This is a genomic window from Inquilinus limosus (genome assembly GCF_002195995.1).
In the GTDB taxonomy this organism is placed as follows: domain Bacteria; phylum Pseudomonadota; class Alphaproteobacteria; order DSM-16000; family Inquilinaceae; genus Inquilinus; species Inquilinus limosus_C.
This window is the reverse complement of the sequence record NZ_NHON01000122.1, coordinates 1-15,381: the sequence shown is the minus strand read 5'-3', so window position 1 is coordinate 15,381 and position 15,381 is coordinate 1. Positions and strand designations below refer to the sequence as shown.

Annotated in this window: 16 protein-coding genes; 12 read left to right on the top strand and 4 right to left on the bottom strand. The window is 71.2% G+C overall.

What is annotated here, in order from left to right; all coding sequences use genetic code 11:
- The 7 genes from BWR60_RS37855 to larA all read left to right on the top strand — a co-directional run.
- Window positions 1-1,243: thiamine pyrophosphate-dependent enzyme (locus BWR60_RS37855; protein WP_218823783.1), on the top strand; the 1,243-nt coding region annotated here is incomplete at its 5' end.
- Window positions 1,227-2,402 carry an OpgC family protein gene (locus BWR60_RS32625; RefSeq protein WP_218823782.1) on the top strand — a complete coding sequence of 392 codons (1,176 nt, stop codon included), beginning with the start codon at window positions 1,227-1,229 and terminating at the stop codon, window positions 2,400-2,402. The genes BWR60_RS37855 and BWR60_RS32625, both read left to right, overlap by 17 nt.
- A complete protein-coding gene (locus BWR60_RS32620) occupies window positions 2,402-3,241 on the top strand; it encodes an alpha/beta hydrolase family esterase (protein WP_088156915.1) in 840 nt (279 codons plus the stop codon). The genes BWR60_RS32625 and BWR60_RS32620 overlap by 1 nt, the downstream gene beginning before the upstream one ends.
- Window positions 3,238-3,366 carry a hypothetical protein gene (locus BWR60_RS38795; protein WP_275542413.1) on the top strand — a complete coding sequence of 43 codons (129 nt, stop codon included), beginning with the start codon at window positions 3,238-3,240 and terminating at the stop codon, window positions 3,364-3,366. The genes BWR60_RS32620 and BWR60_RS38795 overlap by 4 nt, the downstream gene beginning before the upstream one ends.
- Window positions 3,367-3,392: 26 nt before the next feature.
- Window positions 3,393-3,866, top strand: coding sequence for a YHS domain-containing (seleno)protein (locus BWR60_RS32615; protein ID WP_088156913.1), 474 nt, complete (start codon window positions 3,393-3,395; stop codon window positions 3,864-3,866).
- Window positions 3,867-4,264: 398 nt separating this feature from the next.
- Window positions 4,265-4,603: a hypothetical protein gene (locus BWR60_RS32610; RefSeq protein ID WP_144445842.1), complete on the top strand. Its 339-nt coding sequence runs from the start codon at window positions 4,265-4,267 to the stop codon at window positions 4,601-4,603.
- A gap of 141 nt (window positions 4,604-4,744) precedes the next feature.
- A complete protein-coding gene (larA, locus tag BWR60_RS32605; protein ID WP_088156909.1) occupies window positions 4,745-6,040 on the top strand; it encodes a nickel-dependent lactate racemase in 1,296 nt (431 codons plus the stop codon).
- Between the two features lie 198 nt (window positions 6,041-6,238).
- Here larA and BWR60_RS32600 read toward each other — a convergent pair whose 3' ends face one another.
- A complete protein-coding gene (locus BWR60_RS32600; RefSeq protein WP_088156907.1) occupies window positions 6,239-6,994 on the bottom strand; it encodes a FadR/GntR family transcriptional regulator in 756 nt (251 codons plus the stop codon).
- Between the two features lie 119 nt (window positions 6,995-7,113).
- Between BWR60_RS32600 and BWR60_RS32595 the strand changes: the two genes are divergently transcribed.
- The 3 genes from BWR60_RS32595 to larB are packed head-to-tail and all read left to right on the top strand — an operon-like array spanning window position 7,114 to window position 9,799.
- Window positions 7,114-8,322: a LarC family nickel insertion protein gene (locus BWR60_RS32595; protein ID WP_088156905.1), complete on the top strand. Its 1,209-nt coding sequence runs from the start codon at window positions 7,114-7,116 to the stop codon at window positions 8,320-8,322.
- Window positions 8,319-9,122 (top strand): adenine nucleotide alpha hydrolase, encoded by an 804-nt coding sequence (locus BWR60_RS32590; RefSeq protein ID WP_088156903.1) that lies wholly within the window; start codon window positions 8,319-8,321, stop codon window positions 9,120-9,122. Before BWR60_RS32595 ends, BWR60_RS32590 begins: the two co-directional genes overlap by 4 nt.
- Window positions 9,119-9,799 carry a nickel pincer cofactor biosynthesis protein LarB gene (gene larB, locus BWR60_RS32585; RefSeq protein ID WP_088156901.1) on the top strand — a complete coding sequence of 227 codons (681 nt, stop codon included), beginning with the start codon at window positions 9,119-9,121 and terminating at the stop codon, window positions 9,797-9,799. Before BWR60_RS32590 ends, larB begins: the two co-directional genes overlap by 4 nt.
- A 194-nt stretch (window positions 9,800-9,993) precedes the next feature.
- On the opposite strand, the gene BWR60_RS39095 is transcribed toward larB, so the two are convergent.
- Both BWR60_RS39095 and BWR60_RS32575 read right to left on the bottom strand, forming a co-directional pair.
- Window positions 9,994-10,839: a (R)-mandelonitrile lyase gene (locus BWR60_RS39095; protein ID WP_088156899.1), complete on the bottom strand. Its 846-nt coding sequence runs from the start codon at window positions 10,837-10,839 to the stop codon at window positions 9,994-9,996.
- Between the two features lie 94 nt (window positions 10,840-10,933).
- Window positions 10,934-11,842, bottom strand: coding sequence for a LysR family transcriptional regulator (locus tag BWR60_RS32575; RefSeq protein ID WP_088156897.1), 909 nt, complete (start codon window positions 11,840-11,842; stop codon window positions 10,934-10,936).
- Between the two features lie 128 nt (window positions 11,843-11,970).
- Here BWR60_RS32575 and BWR60_RS32570 point away from each other — a divergent pair, with 128 nt between their 5' ends.
- On the top strand, window positions 11,971-12,963 hold the full coding sequence (locus tag BWR60_RS32570) for an aldo/keto reductase (protein ID WP_088156895.1): 993 nt from the start codon (window positions 11,971-11,973) through the stop codon (window positions 12,961-12,963).
- A 148-nt stretch (window positions 12,964-13,111) separates the two neighbouring features.
- Window positions 13,112-13,531, top strand: a complete 420-nt coding sequence (locus tag BWR60_RS32565; protein WP_088156893.1) for a hypothetical protein — start codon at window positions 13,112-13,114, stop codon at window positions 13,529-13,531.
- Window positions 13,532-14,235: 704 nt separating this feature from the next.
- Here BWR60_RS32565 and BWR60_RS32560 read toward each other — a convergent pair.
- The coding region (locus BWR60_RS32560; protein WP_144445841.1) for an IS3 family transposase at window positions 14,236-15,381 on the bottom strand (1,146 nt) is incomplete at its 5' end.

Genomic DNA, 15,381 nt, shown 5'->3' with positions numbered 1-15,381 from the left:
GGATCCGGCGATCGCGGCGCTGGCCGACCGCCTGTCGCAGGCGCGCCGGCCGCTGATCCTGGCCGGGCTCGAGGCGGCGCAGGGCGGCGCCGGCCCGGCCCTGCTGCGCCTGGCCGAACGGCTCGGCGCGCCGATGGTCACCACCTACAAGGCCAAGGGGCTGGTGCCGGAGGATCATCCGCTGGCGCTGGGCGGCGCCGGCCTGTCGCCGGCGGCCGACGCGGTACTGCTGCCGCTGTTCGGCCGGGCCGACCTGCTGCTGTTCGTCGGCTACGACCCGATCGAGATGCGGCTCGGCTGGCTCGACCCGGTGTCGGATCCGGCGAAGATCGTCGAGATCACCAGCGCCCCGGCCGACCACGCCATGCATCATGCCGGCACCCGCCTGCTGGCGGCTCCTGTCGCGGCGATCGAGGCGCTGGCCGAGGCAATCAGTGCAGACAATTGCCAGGAAGGTAGCGGTGTCTCGAATTGCCTCTCCCGCCTGGCGGGAGAGGTCGGGCGTCCGCAGGACGACCGGGTGAGGGCTGGCCCAGGCCTCGACAACATCCCCTCACCCGGAGCCGCTGGCGCGGCTCCGACCTCTCCCGCAAGCGGGAGAGGCAATTTGGAAGCCGGAACGCTGACGCAGACTTGGCCGGAGGGTGAGCCCCAAGTGGCCCGGGCGGTGCTGGCGAAGCGCTTCGCCGCCCCCGCCGAATGGGGGCCGCACACGATCATAGAAGTGCTGAACCGGTCGGTGGGGGAGGGCGACTTGGTCACCGTCGATGCCGGCGCCCACCGCATCCTGCTGTCCCAGAAATGGGTGGCGCGGCGGCCGTTGTCGCTGCTGCAGTCGGCCGGCTTCTGCACCATGGCCGGAGCCCTGCCGCTGGCGATCGGCGCCAAGGTCGCCGACCCGGCGCGCCGAATCGTCGCCGTGATGGGCGATGGCGGGCTGGAGATGGGGATCGGCGAGCTCGCCACCCTGCGCGATCTCGGCCTGCCGGTCACCCTGGTGCTGTTCCAGGACCAGAGCCTGGCCCTGATCGCGCTGAAGCAGAACTCCGCCGGGCTGGCGCCGCATGGCGTCGCCCTCGGCCTCACCGATTTCGCCGCCGTCGCGACCGCCTTCGGCGGCCATGGCCGCACCGTCACCAGCGCCGCGGCGCTGGAGGCCGAGCTGGCCGCCGCCCGGGACCGCGACCGCTTCACCCTGATCGCCTGCAGGTTCGACGCCGATGCATATGACAAGGCCTTCTGAGCTGGCGGGGCGCGAGGCGCTGTCCAGCGCCCCGGCCGGCCGCGGCCGGCGCGACCCGCGGCTCGACTTCTTCCGCGGCCTCGGGATGCTGATCATCCTGACCGCGCATATCCCGGACAACACCTGGATCCTGTGGATCCCGGCGCGCTTCGGCTTCTCCGACGCCACCGAGATGTTCGTGTTCCTGTCCGGCATGGCCTCGGCCATCGCCTTCGGCCGGGTGTTCGACCGCGACGGCTTCGCCCGCGGTGCCGGCCGGGTCGCCCGGCGGGTCTGGCAGATCTACTGGATCCATGTCGCGGTCTTCGTCGTCATCGCCGCGCTGGTGGCGGCGGCCGGCACCCGGCCGGGCGGCGAGAGCTATATCGTCGAACTGAACCTGCCGCATTTCTTCGCCGACCCGATGGGCCTGCTGCCGCGGTTCCTGACGCTGGGCTACGTGCCGAACTACTTCGATATCCTGCCGATGTATCTGGTGATCCTGGCGCTGATGCCGGCGATGATCCTGGCCGAGCGGGCGCACAAGGCGCTGCCCTTCGTGCTGATGGCCGCGATCTGGGGCCTGACCCAGGCGCATCTGCTCGACCTGCCGGCCGAGCCCTGGTCGGACCGGCCCTGGTTCTTCGATCCGTTCGGCTGGCAGCTGCTGTTTTATCTCGGCTTCTTCCTGATGCGCCGCACCCTGCCGGCGCCGGGGTTCAGCCGGATCCTGATGGCGCTGGCGATCGTCTTCGTCATCGCGACCGTTCCGTTCGCCTACTATCGCATCATCGAGGCCTCGCCCTTCTTCGGCGGCTGGGCCCGGGCGCTGGAGCCGCTGACCGACAAGACCCATTTCGGCATCCTGCGCCTCGTCCATTTCCTGGCGCTGGCCTATCTCGCCGCCCATCTGGTCGGCCCCGGCGGGGCGCGGCTGAAGGGGGCGGCGGTGGCCGTGATCTCCAAGGTCGGGCAGCAGACGCTGGCGGTGTTCGTCAGCGGCATGGTCGCGGCCCAGGTCCTGGGCATGGCGCTGGACCACACCGGCCGGGATGCCTTCACCACCGCCGCCGCCAACCTGGCCGGCTTCGCCGTGCTGATCGCCGTGGCCTATGCCGTGGCCTGGTTCAAGGCGATGCCGGCCCGCGCCGGCGGCGCGCCGATACCGGAGGCGGCGTGATGGCCCGGCTCCTCCTGGCCGGCGCCGCGCTGGGGCTGGCGCTGCAGCCCGCCCTGGCCGCCGGCACCGAGAGCTGCGGCGGCGACGTGCCGTGCCGCGTCGCCGACGGCGAGTACCGCATCGCCTTGCCGCCGGGCGGGGCGCCGGCCGGGGTCTACCTGTTCTTCCACGGCTATGAGGGCTCGGCCGCCGACCAGATGCGGGCGGCCGACCTGATCGCCGTGGCCCGCGCCCATGGCCTCGCCTTCGCCGCGCCGGACGGCCTCGACCACACCTGGTCCTTCGCCGGCTCGCCCAGCCATGACCGCGACGACACCCGCTTCACCGGCGAGGTGCTGGACGACCTGCAGCGCCGCTTCGGCTTCGGGCCGGACCGGGTGGTGGTCGGCGGCTTCTCCCAGGGCGCGTCGATGGCCTGGACTGTCGCGTGCCATCTCGGCAACCGCGTCGCCGGCGCCGTCACCTTCTCCGGCGTGTTCTGGGACCCGCTGCCGCGGCCCGGCGACTGCGAGGCCGTGCCGCCGCCGCTGGTCCATGTCCACGGCCGCGCCGACCGCACCTTCCCCCTGGCCGGCCGCGCCATCGGCGACCGCTGGCACCAGGGCGACACCTTCCTCAGCCTGAAGGTGCTGGAGGAGCGCGCCGGCTGCCGGCTGGGCGCCGACACGCCGGTGACGGTCGCCGGCATCGCCTGCGCCCAGGCGCAGGGCTGCGAGCGCGGCCCGCTCACCCTGTGCCTGCACGATGGCGGGCACGAGGTGCGGGCCCAGTGGCTGGACGGCGCCCTGGGCGCGCTGGGCCTGCCCGCAACCCCGATCACCAGCGAGGTACTGCCATGACCCCCGACGACCCGAAGCGGTCCGGCGAGGCCGCCGCCCGCGAACTGGCCCGCAAGGACCGGCGCATCCGCGAATTGGAGGAGGAGCTGGCCCGGCTGCGCGCCGCCGCGCTGCTGGCCCAGTGACCCCGCATCCCCGAAAGGAGCCGACCATGGTCCGACGCACGCTGCTGGCGCTGGCCGCGCTGGCCTTCCTCTCGCCCCTGGCCGCGCAGGCGCAGGATGCCCGGCACCCGGTCAACACGCTGGGGGCGCCGGCCGAGAATGTCGCGATCCGCGGCTACGACCCGGTGGCCTATTTCCGGGAGGGCAAGCCGCATCTGGGCAGCCCCGAATTCGCCGCCCAGCATGACGGCGCCACCTGGTGGTTCGCCAGCGCCGAGGACAAGGCGCTGTTCGAGGCCGACCCCGAGAAGTACATGCCGGCCTTCGGCGGCTTCTGCGCCTACGGCACCTCGCGCGGCTACCTGGTGAAGATCGAGCCCGAGGCGTGGTCGATCGTCGACGGCCGGCTGTACCTGAACTACGACCTCGGCGTCCGCGACACCTGGGCGAAGGACCCCAAGGGCTATATCGCCAAGGCCACTGCCAACTGGCCGAAGCTCGGGAAGAGCGACATCAAGTGAGGCGCCCGGCCTCGGCGGATTGAAGGCCTGCCGCATGCCGCGGGCGATGCGCTCGGCGAGCGCGTCGCCCGCGGCGGCGTTCCCGGAATAGTTTCGATTCCATAGTATTATATGCAGGTTCTCCGCCAGTGCTCGCCTCAAAATCATTGAGCATCATGTGTTTTTCTGTCCAGAATGGGGAATGTAAGGATTTTCAAATGCCATTCCGGCAGTGACAACTCGCCGGGAATTCAGAACGGGATAAAGAAGGGGGGGAGCATATGACGGCACTCGGTTCTTCGGGGACTCGTCGCCGGATCATCCTTGCGGCCGCGCTTCTGCTGGCCGCGTGCGGCAGGCAGGGCGGCGGCACCGCCACCGAGACGGTCAAGAACCGGACCCCGGCCGGGACCGTCGAGATGCATCAGGTCCAGGCCGCCTTCATCGGCAGCGGCAACACCGGCGACGGTACCCTGCGGTTCCAGGGCAGATCCTATCCCTTCATGGTCTCGGGGCTGGGGATCGGCGGCATCGGCGTGTCGACGCTCGAGGCCACCGGCGATGTCTACGACCTGAAGAAGGCCGATGATTTCGAGGGGGCCTACGTCCAGGGCCGCTACGGCTTCGCCATCGGCGAGGAGAGCGGCGGCGTGCTGTGGCTGAAGAACGACAAGGGCGTGGTGATGCGCCTCAAGGCCAAGCGCACCGGCCTGATGCTGAGCCTCGGCGGCGATGCGGTCGTGATCACGCTGAAGTAGCGGGCCCGGAGCCCGCGCCGCAGCGTCCCGGTCCAGCCTTGTCGCAGGGTTGTCATACAATTTGCGGCTCCCGGGCAGGTCGGCATTGATGGGCTCCGAAATCGGGGCCATCATCCCGGCCTTGCCGAACGGAGCAGCACCGTGACCTCAGCAGCGGATCTCACCCTCTCCTATGGCCGCGGCCATCTGCCGATCCGCCTGCCGGCGGGGGTGCAGGCGACGGTGGTGCGCAAGCAGGCGCTGCCGAAGCTGCCCGACCCGCAGGCGGCGATCCGGCAGGCGCTGGACCGGCCGATCGGCGCGCCGTCTCTGGCCGAGCTGGCGCGCGGCCGGCGCAGCGCCTGCATCCTGATCTGCGACATCACCCGGCCGGTGCCGAACAGGCTGTTCCTGCGGCCGATGGTCGAGACCATGGTCGCGTCCGGCATCCCGCTCGACCGCATCAGCATCCTGGTCGCAACCGGCCTGCACCGGCCCAACCTGGGCGAGGAGCTGGCCGAGCTGGTGGGCGACCCCTGGGTGCTGGAGCATGTCCGGGTCGACAACCACGACGCCCGCGACGACGCCGCCCATGTCGATTTCGGCCGCACCGCGACGCGCGGCACGCCGGTGAAGATCGACCGGCAGTTCGTCGAGGCCGACCTGCGCATCGCCACCGGCCTCGTGGAGCCGCATTTCATGGCCGGCTGGTCCGGCGGCCGCAAGGTGATCGCCCCCGGCGTCGCCCATCACGAGACCATCCGCACCTTCCACTCGGCGCGGTTCATGGAGGACCCGCTGGCGGTCCAGTGCAACCTGGTCGGCAACCCGCTGCATGAGGAGCAGCTGCAGATCGTCGGCCTGCTGGGCGAGGTCTACGGCCTGAACACGGTGCTGGACGAGGACCGCGACCTGGTCTGCGTCACCTTCGGCGAGATCATCGCCAGCCATGCAGCGGCGGTCGATTTCGTCAGCGGCGCCACCCGCGTGCCGGTGGGGCGCAAGTTCAAGACGGTGGTGACCTCCTCGGCCGGCTATCCGCTGGACAAGACCTACTACCAGACGATCAAGGGCATGGTGACGCCGCTCGACATCCTGGCGCCGGGCGGCACGCTGATCATCGCCTCGGAATGCTCCGAGGGCTTCGGGTCGCCGGAGTTCCGCGACGCCCAGACCCGGCTGGTCGAGCTGGGGCCGGAGCGGTTCCTGGCGACGCTGACGGCGAAGTCGCTGGCCGAGATCGACGAGTGGCAGACCGAGATGCAGCTCAAGTCGCTGCGCCTCGGCCGGGTCGAGCTCTACACCACCGGCCTCGGCGCGGCCGAGCGGGGGATCACCGGCACGGGGCTGGTGGACGACCTCGACGCCGCCATCGCCGCCAGCGTGGCCCGGTCGAATGATCCGGCGGTCGCGATCATCCCGGAGGGGCCGTACGTCATCCCGTACCATGCGGGCTGAGATGGCCGGGGCCTGATGTCGAGCGTCTTCGCGTATTGCCTCTCCCGCCTGGCGGGAGAGGTCGGGCTCGCGCAGCGAGACCGGGTGAGGGTTGGCCCCGGCCTCGACGAAACCCCCTCACCCGGAGCCGCTTCGCGTCTCCGACCTCTCCCGCAAGCGGGAGAGGCAACACGTCATTTGCCCGGCGGGATCGGCCCGTCAGCCCGCCGTCGCCTCGGATTGCAGGGCGGCGTAGCGGTCGCGGGCGCGGGTCAGGTGCACGCGCATCGCCCGGCGGGCGGCGGCGGCGTCGCCGGCGCGGATCGCGGCGAGGATCGCCTCATGCTCCTGCCCGACCCGGCGCAGATGGCGCTCGCGCTCGCCCTGCGACAGGGCCGCGACCGGGATGCGCTGGCGCGGGATCACCACGTTGAAGACGTCGAACACCCGGGCGAAATAGGCATTGCCGGTGGCGGCCAGGATGGCGCGGTGCACCGCCAGGTCCTCGCCCAGCCCGACCGTCTCGGCATCGGCTCCGGGCGCCGAGATCGCCGCCAGGAACGCCGCCTGCGCCGCCTCGATCCGCGCCAGCTGCTCCGGGTCCCGCCGCTCGGCGGCCAGGGCCGCGGCCTCGACCTCGATGCTCAGCCGCAGCTCCAGCACCTGCAGCACGTCGCCGATCGACTGCAGCTTCTCCGCGTCGATGGCGAAGCTGCGGGCGGGCACGGTCTCGGCCACGAAGGCGCCGAGGCCCTGGCGGGTGGTGATCAGGCCGCGGGCGCGCAACGAGGCCAGGGCCTCGCGCACCACGGTGCGGCTGACGCCGGTGGCGGTGACGATGGCCTGTTCGGTCGGCAGGCGCTGGCCGGGCCCGAGGTCGCCGGACGCGATCTGCGCCTCCAGCGTCTCGACCAGGCCGGCAGTGAGGTTGGGGGCTTTCCGGATCGCACCGAAAGCCGCGGAATCCCCGCTCATGTCATCCTTCAGGTCACACGCCTCGCGGCCCGCAGGATCGCAGCGCCGGCGGCGCGGTGCAAGGCCGGCGCCACGGCGGCCGCATTGTGAACCCGCCGGCAATCTGGAACAGTCCGGGCATGGAGCTGCATCTCGATCCGGTCGGCGGCCTGGCGGGCGACATGTTCATCGCCGCGCTGCTCGACCTGTTCCCGGAGCATGAGGCCGGGCTGCGGGACAGCCTGGCCCGGACCGGCGGGCTGCTGGCCGGCGTCACCGCCCGGCTGGCGCCGCACAATGACGGCGTGCTGGCCGGCAGGCGCTTCCTGGTCGAGCGGCCGGGCGGGGCAGGGGCCAAGAACGGGAATCATCATGACCATGTCGCCTGGCGCCGGATCCGCGAGGGGCTGGAGGCGTCGGCGCTCGACCCCGCCGTGCGCGACCACGCCGTCGCCATCTTCCGGCACCTGGCCGAGGCCGAGGCGCGGGTGCATGGCGTGGCGGCGGAGGCGGTCAGCTTCCACGAGGTCGGGGCCTGGGATTCGATCGCCGACATCGTCGGCGCCGCGCATCTGATCGCCGCCGCCGGGGCGACCCGCTGGACCGTCGGTGCCGTCCCGCTCGGCTCCGGCCGGGTGCGCACGGCGCATGGCCCGCTACCGGTGCCGGCGCCGGCGACCGCGCTGCTGCTGCAGGGCTTCGCCGTGATCGACGACGGCGTCGACGGCGAGCGCGTGACCCCGACCGGTGCCGCGATCCTGCGTTATCTCTGCGACACCGCCCGGCCGTCGCTTCGGCCGCGGATCATGGGCAGCACCGGCATCGGCTTCGGTGCGCGCATCCTGCGCGGCATGAGCAACTGCGTGCGGGTGCTGCGCTTCGACCCCGTAGACGATGCGCCGGGCCTCGACACCGATGCGGTGCTGGTGGTGGAGTGCGAGATCGACGACCAGTCGGGCGAGGAGCTGGCGCTGGCGCTGGACCGGCTGCGCGCCCATCCGGCGGTGCTGGATGCGGTCCAGGCGCCGGTCTTCGGCAAGAAGGGGCGGATGATGGCCCATCTCCGCCTGCTGGCCCGGCCGGAGGCGCGCGACGAGATCCTGCGCCTGTGCTTCGCCGAGACCACGACGATCGGCCTGCGCCATTCGGTCCAGGCCCGCGCGGTGCTGCCGCGGCGCATGGTCGAGGTGGAGGCCGAAGGCCGCACGGTGCGGGTGAAGGCGGTCGACCGGCCCGGCGGGCGCACGGCCAAGGCCGAGGCGGATGACGTCGCCGACCTCGACGGGCACAAGGAACGCCGGGCCCGGCGGCGGGCGGCGGAGGATGCGGTGGAGCGGGACGAGGAATGAGCGCGGATCGAATCCGGCTTGAAGCGCTGCTGGACGGGCTCGGGCCGATCGCCGTGGCGGTCAGCGGCGGCGTCGACAGCATGACCCTGGCGGTGCTGGCGCATCGCCGGCGTCCTGATGCCGTGACCATGGTCCATGCCGTGTCGCCGGCGGTGCCGCCGCTGGCGACGGCGCGGGTGCGCGACTGGGCCGGGCGCGAGGGCTGGGCCCTGACCGTGCTCGACGCCGGCGAGTTCGCCGATCCGCGCTATCGCGAGAACCCGGTGAACCGCTGCTATTTCTGCAAGACCAACCTCTATGGCGCGATCGCCGGGCGGGTGGCCGGCACCATCGTCTCCGGCACCAACCAGGACGACCTCGGCGAGTACCGGCCGGGCCTCGACGCGGCGCGCGAGCACGGCGTGCGCCATCCCTATGTCGAGGCCGGGATCGGCAAGGCCGGGTTGCGGGCCCTGGCGCGCGACCTCGGCCTCGGCGACCTGGCCGAGCTGCCGTCCTCGCCCTGCCTGTCGAGCCGGGTCGAGACGCTGATCCCGATCGAGCCGGAGATGCTGCGCACCATCGACGCGGTGGAGCGGCTGGTCGCCGACCGCCTGCGGCCCAGGACGGTGCGCTGCCGGGTGCGCGCCGCCGGGCTGGTGGTGGAGCTCGACCCCGGCAGCCTGGCCGGGCTGGGCGAAAGCGGGGCGGCGGCGCTGGAGGCGTCGATCCGCGCCGTGCTGCCGGACGCCGCCGCGTCGCGGCCGCTGGCCTTCGCCCCGTACCGGGTCGGCAGCGCCTTCGTCGGGGTGCCGGGATGAGCCGGGACGAGGTCACGCTCGACTTCGCCCGCGGCGGCCGCATCGGCCAGGACGAGGCGATCTATTGCGGCGAGAAATCCGCGGCCCAGATCGCCACGATCCTGGACCTGGCCGAGGCGGCGGGCGCGGGCCTGCTGCTGACCCGCCTCGACGCCGCGAAGCTGGAGGCCCTGCCGGCCGGCCATCGCGGCCGCATCGACCATTGCCCGGTGTCGCGCGCCGGCTTCTTCGGCCCGCTGCGGCCGGTCGAGGCCGCGGGCCAGGTGGCGATCCTGTCGGCCGGCACCTCCGACATGCCGGTGGCGCGGGAGGCGGAGCGCACGCTGCGCCATGCCGGGCACCAGGCGAGCTTGTTCAGCGATATCGGCGTGGCCGGGCTGTGGCGGCTGACCGGCCGGCTGGACGAGATCCGCGCCCATCCGGTGGTGATCGTCGTCGCCGGCATGGATGCCGCGCTGGCCAGCGTGGTCGGCGGGCTGGTGGCCGGGCCGGTGATCTGCGTCCCGACCTCGGTCGGCTACGGCGTCGCCGCCGGCGGCCGGGCGGCGCTGGACGCGATGCTGGCCAGCTGCGCGCCGGGCCTCTCGGTCTGCAACATCGACAATGGCTACGGCGCCGCCTGCGCCGCTTTGCGTGTCCTCAACGCCGCCCGCCGGCTGCGGGACGGGCCGCTCTAGGCTGCACTACGCCCATTCTCGCCGTCATTGCGAGCGCAGCGAAGCAATCCAGGGGCCGGTGCGCACCGGCCGCCTGAATCTTCCGGCAGGATACGCCCGTCGCCGAGAATCCGCCTCGGGTCCAGCACCGGCTTCAACCGGGTGACGATGAACGGATCAACCCCTTGGGGCCGGCGAAGGCCTCGGCCGGCTCTTCAGCGGCCGGCCTCCGCGTATTGCGCGTCGGTCACCTGCTCCAGCCAGTCGACGCTCCTGCCGTCGAGGGATTCGGCGACGGCGACATGGGTCATGCCGGTGGTCGCCGCGGCGCCGTGCCAGTGCTTCTCCCCGGGCGGGATCCAGACCACGTCGCCGGGGCGGATCGGCTCGATCGGCCCGCCCTCGCGCTGCACCCAGCCCTGGCCGGCGGTGACGATCAGCGTCTGGCCCAGCGGATGGGTGTGCCAGGCGGTGCGGGCGCCGGGCTCGAAGCTGACGATGGCGCCGCCGATGCGGGCCGGCGCCGCGCGCTGGAACCGCGAGGCGATGCGGACGGTGCCGGTGAAGTATTCGGCCGGGCCGGCGGCGGGCGGCTCGGCGCCCTGGCGAAGGATGTCCAAACTCGTGCTCCCTTGGCTGTCGGAGTCGGCCGCGCCAGCTTGCACCTCCCCGCGCGCCTCGAACACCGGTTTGGCGGCGCGCACGGCGGACATCGCCCGCGGCCAGCCGGCATAGAAGGCGAGGTGGGTGATGGCCTCGGTCAGCTCGGCCTGCGTCAGCCCGTTGTCCATCCCCCGGTTCAGGTGGCCGGGCAGCTGCTCGGTCTGCCCCGCCGCGATCAGCGCCGTGATCGTCACCAGGCTTCGGTCGCGCGGCGACAGGCCGGGCCGGGCCCAGACATCGGCGAACAGCACCGCGTCGGTGTAGTCGGCCAGCGCCGGGGCGACCGCCCGGACGTCGGCCGGGGCCACCCGCGGCACCTTGCGCTCCTCCGCCTGGGCGGCGGCGGCCAGCGGGATCACCGCGAGCAGGGGGACGAGCATGGCGGCCAGCAGCGTCATCGGTCTTTCTCCGTGGTCTTGCGGTCGACCGGAGATGGGCGGGGCGCCGCCGGGCGATTAGAGGCCCGGGGCCGCATGCCGTTATCGGCCTGGCTCATGAATGCCGGCGCGGCTCCCGATAGCGCAGCGCGTCGACCAGCAGCGACAGGGCCGGGGAGCATTGCCGGCGGCTGGGATAGTACAGGTGATAGCCGGGGAAGGGCGGGCACCACTCGGCCAGCACATGGATGAGGCGCCCGGCCATGACATGGCCCCGCACCTGGTCCTCGGGCAGATACGCCAGGCCGAGGCCATCCAGCACCGCGCTCAGCCGCGGGGCGCCGGTGTTGAACACCAGCTGCCCCTCGACCCGCACCTTCAGCTCGCGCCCGTCACGCTCGAACTCCCAGGCGTACAGCCCGCCATAGGTGGGGAGGCGCATGTTGATGCAGCTGTGGGCCGTCAGGTCGTGCGGCGTCCGCGGCGGCGGCCGCCTGGCGAAATAGGACGGGGAGCCGACGACCGCCATGCGCATGTCCGGGCCGATGCGCACGGCGACCATGTCCTTCGCCACCTGCTCGCCGAGGCGGATTCCGGCGTCGTAGCGCTCGGCGACGATGTCGGTGAGGGCATAGTCGACGCTGATCTCGACCCGGATGTCCGGATAGTCGGGCACCAGCTTCGCCACCGCCGGCCACAGGATCGTATCGGCCGAATGCTCGCCCGCGGTGATGCGCACGGTGCCGGCGGGCTTGTCGCGCAGCGCGCTCAGCGCCGCCAGCTCGGCGTCGATCTCCTCGAAGCGCGGGCCGATGCTGCGCAGCAGCCGCTCCCCGGCCTCGGTCGGGGCGACGCTGCGCGTGGTCCGGGTCAGCAGGCGCAGGCCCAGCCGCTCCTCCAGCCCGCGGATGGTATGGCTCAGCGCCGATTGGGAGACGCCGAGCTGCGCCGCCGCCCGGGTGAAGCTGCGCTCGCGCGCGACGGCGAGGAAGGCGAGGAGGTCGTTCAGGCTCTCCCGCGGCATTCATGAGCCCTCTTCATAGGTTCATGCCGATTCTACCATCTAATCCCGCGCCGCGATGGTGCCCAGATGTCCGGGACCGGCGGCGGCCCTTCGCCGCGACGGCCGGACCCGACATCCAGGAGACAGAGATGCAGAAGCGAACCTTGGGCCGCAGCGGCCTGGAGGTCTCGGCCCTCGGGCTCGGCTGCATGGGGCTCAGCTTCGGCTATGGCCCGGCGGTGGAGACGCAGGCGGGGATCGCGCTGATCCGCAAGGCCGTCGATCTCGGCGTCACCTTCTTCGACACCGCCGAGGTCTACGGCCCCTTCGCCAATGAGGCGCTGGTGGGCGAGGCGCTGGCGCCGGTGCGCGACCAGGTGGTGATCGCCACCAAGTTCGGCTTCCGGATCGACCCCGGGACCGGGAAGCAGGCCGGGCTGGACAGCCGGCCGGCGCATATCCGCGCGGTCGCCGAGGCGTCGCTGCAGCGGCTGCGCACCGAGGTGATCGACCTGTTCTACCAGCACCGGGTCGACCCCGAGGTGCCGATGGAGGATGTCGCCGGCGCGGTCGGCGACCTGATCCGCGAGGGCAAGGTCCGGCATTTCGGCCTGTCCGAGGCCGGGGCGCAGAGCATCCGCCGCGCCCATGCGGTGCAGCCGGTGGCGGCGCTGCAGAGCGAGTATTCGCTGTGGTGGCGCGAGCCGGAGGCGGAGGTGCTGCCGGTGCTGGAGGAGCTGGGCATCGGCTTCGTCCCGTTCAGCCCGCTGGGCAAGGGCTTCCTGACCGGCGCGATCGACGCGGCCACCACCTTCGCCGAGGGCGATTTCCGCAGCATCGTGCCGCGCTTCTCGGCTGAGGCGCGCCGGGCCAACCAGGCGCTGGTCGAGCTGCTGGCCGGCATCGCCGCGCGCAAGCGGGTGACCCCGGCCCAGATCGCGCTGGCCTGGCTGCTGGCGCAGAAGCCGTGGATCGTGCCGATCCCGGGCACCACCAAGCCGCACCGGCTGGAGGAGAATGCCGGCGCCGCGGCGGTGGATCTCTCGGCCGACGAGCGGCGCGACATCGAGGATGCGGTGTCCGCCGTCGAGATCCAGGGCGCCCGCTATCCGGAGCATCTGCAGCGTCTGGTCGGCCGCTGATCGGCGGGCGTTGCAAGCGCGGCGGGGCGGTCCCGAGGGCTGCCCCGCTGCGAGGACTTGCGGCTCGGTGTGGACTCCGCCCGGCCTGGACCGTGGAATGCGGGCGACCGTGCATGTAGTCTTGTGACGGCGACCCCGGGGGCGGACGATGGACAGGCGGCACCAGATCGTTCTGATCGGCGGCGAGGACGGCGAACAGGCCGTCTTTGCCGAGGACAGCTCCCACGGCACCTGCAAGCTGACATGCGCCTACCGCGGCAAGACGATCGAAGCGGAGGCGAGCGATTTCTTCGAAGCCCTCTGTCTGGTCCGTCATCAGCTTGAGCCCGAAGGACTTATCCCGTTCTGCTATGGCGCGAGCCTCAACGTGTATCCGTCGGGGATGGCCAGAGACATGGGGCGCGGTCTCAAGGCCTACAGGCTGACGAAAGGGAAGTCGGTGAACGGAGCCGATATCGTGGAGACCTTCGGCACCGGCCCCGACGTGGTCCCAGCATCGGTGCAGGCACAGGAGACCTTCTGGCGTGAGTGGTTGAGCGCTCCCCCGCGTGTAGCCCCTCGTCCATAAGGGGAGCGCGTGCGGTCGCGTCCCCTGTCCGTCGCCACGCGCTGGCCGGTTTCGGACGCCCGTCAGTCAGCTTGGCCGACCGGGAAGGGCGAGAAGCGATCATCCTGTTTGCCCGAACACAGCCGCTGCGTCACGATTGCCTCCGGAATGAGGCGCCTGCACGCAGAAAGGCCGACTATGATGAGCGCCACAGTGACGCTTCTAATGCCCCTCGTTGATGAAGGTACTGAGGTCTGGCGGCTAGTCGCTGCTGAGAGACTGGATGGTGCGACGTTCCGCATTGTTGGCCCTCAGCCAGAGGGAGAGAGGTGGATGTTTGCACCGGGTACTGCTGTCGCTGCACGGTCGCGCGTTCTCAGTGATGGCAAAGAACATCTGGTTGCAGTTTCGCTGTCCTAACCAGCCAAGTTCCCGCTCCCTTTGCTGTCGGTCCGCCTTCTATCGAAGCTGGTGCCTGGTCACGCCCGGTCATCGCCGACCGGGCAAGGTCCGGCCGCTTGTCGCCGATGCAACGATCCGGGCTGGAGCCTTCTGAACCGCCGGTCTGGATTGCTTCGTCGGCTTCGCCTCCTCGTAATTGTCTGTTGGATAGAGGGTAAATTGTGGAGTGGACCCCATTGGTGAGACACGAGAATCAGGGACAGTGTTGGTTGAGCAGTGGCGTGGGCTGCTGTGGAGTGACCCCCATCGTCGAGACACGAGAATCAGGGACAGTGTTGGTTGAGCAGTGGCGTGGGCTGCTGCGCAGCAGCCCACGGGTTGGTCAGGTTCTCAAATTCATCGGGCGAGAGATAGTCCAGCGCCGAGTGCAGTCGCTCGGCGTTGTAGACCGCTTCGATGAAGCCTCCGATGGCGGCGGTGGCGTGGGCTAGGTCGCGGTAATCGCCGGCGTCGACCTCCTCGGTCTTCAGGGTCTTCATGAAGCTCTCGGCCATGGCGTTGTCGTAGGGGCATCCGGCCCGGCTCATGGAGGGCTGGATGTGGGCGCCGAGCAGGCGCTCGATGTAGTCTGCGCAGGCGTATTGGATTCCGCGGTCGGTGTGATGGACCAGGCCGCCGGGGATGGCGATGCGCGAGCCCAGCGCCATCTCCAGGGCCTCGATGGCCAGTTCCGCCCGCAGGTGATCGGCCAGCGCCCAGCCCACCACCTTGCGGCTGAAGGCATCCAGGATCACCGCCAGATAGACGAAGGCCTCGCCCAGCCTGACATAGGTGATGTCGGCCACCCACAGCTGGTTGACGTCCATCGGCGCCATGTGGCGGGCCAGGTTCGGCCAGACCCGCCAACTGTGCCGCGAATCCGTCGTCGCCGGCCGGAAGACCGGCTTCCTCAGGCACAGCAGGTTGTCTTCCCGAAGGATGCGGGCCACCCGCTTGTGGTTGGCCACCCAGCCCTCCCGCTTCAGGAGCGCGGTGATCCTTCGGTAGCCATAGTGGCGGTGCGAGATCGCCAGGCGCTGGATGGCGTCGCGCAGCGCGGTCTCCTCGACCAGCGGCGCATGTTCGCCCCAGTGGCGGTAGTAGGCAGCCCGGCTCACCCGGGCCAGGCCGCACAGCCGCTCGATCGATCCCGGCAGGGAGCCCCCGGCGGATCCGAAGCCTTGCGGATGCGTCATCGCCGCGATCTCGGCGAAGACGCCGGCGCGCCAGGAGCGGTGTCCGTCCGGCGCGACGTCTCGATACGCCGCAAGGCGCCTTTGAAAATGGACTGCCCCCCTGGACTGAGACAGAAGAATTAGGGTGACATGGGCGATCGGAGGGTGAATGCCCGACAAGCCCAGGACGCGCACTCGTAGTTTTTCCTCCTCTTTGAAGCAGGCGGCGATGATCCGGCTTGAAGCCGGCGAGGC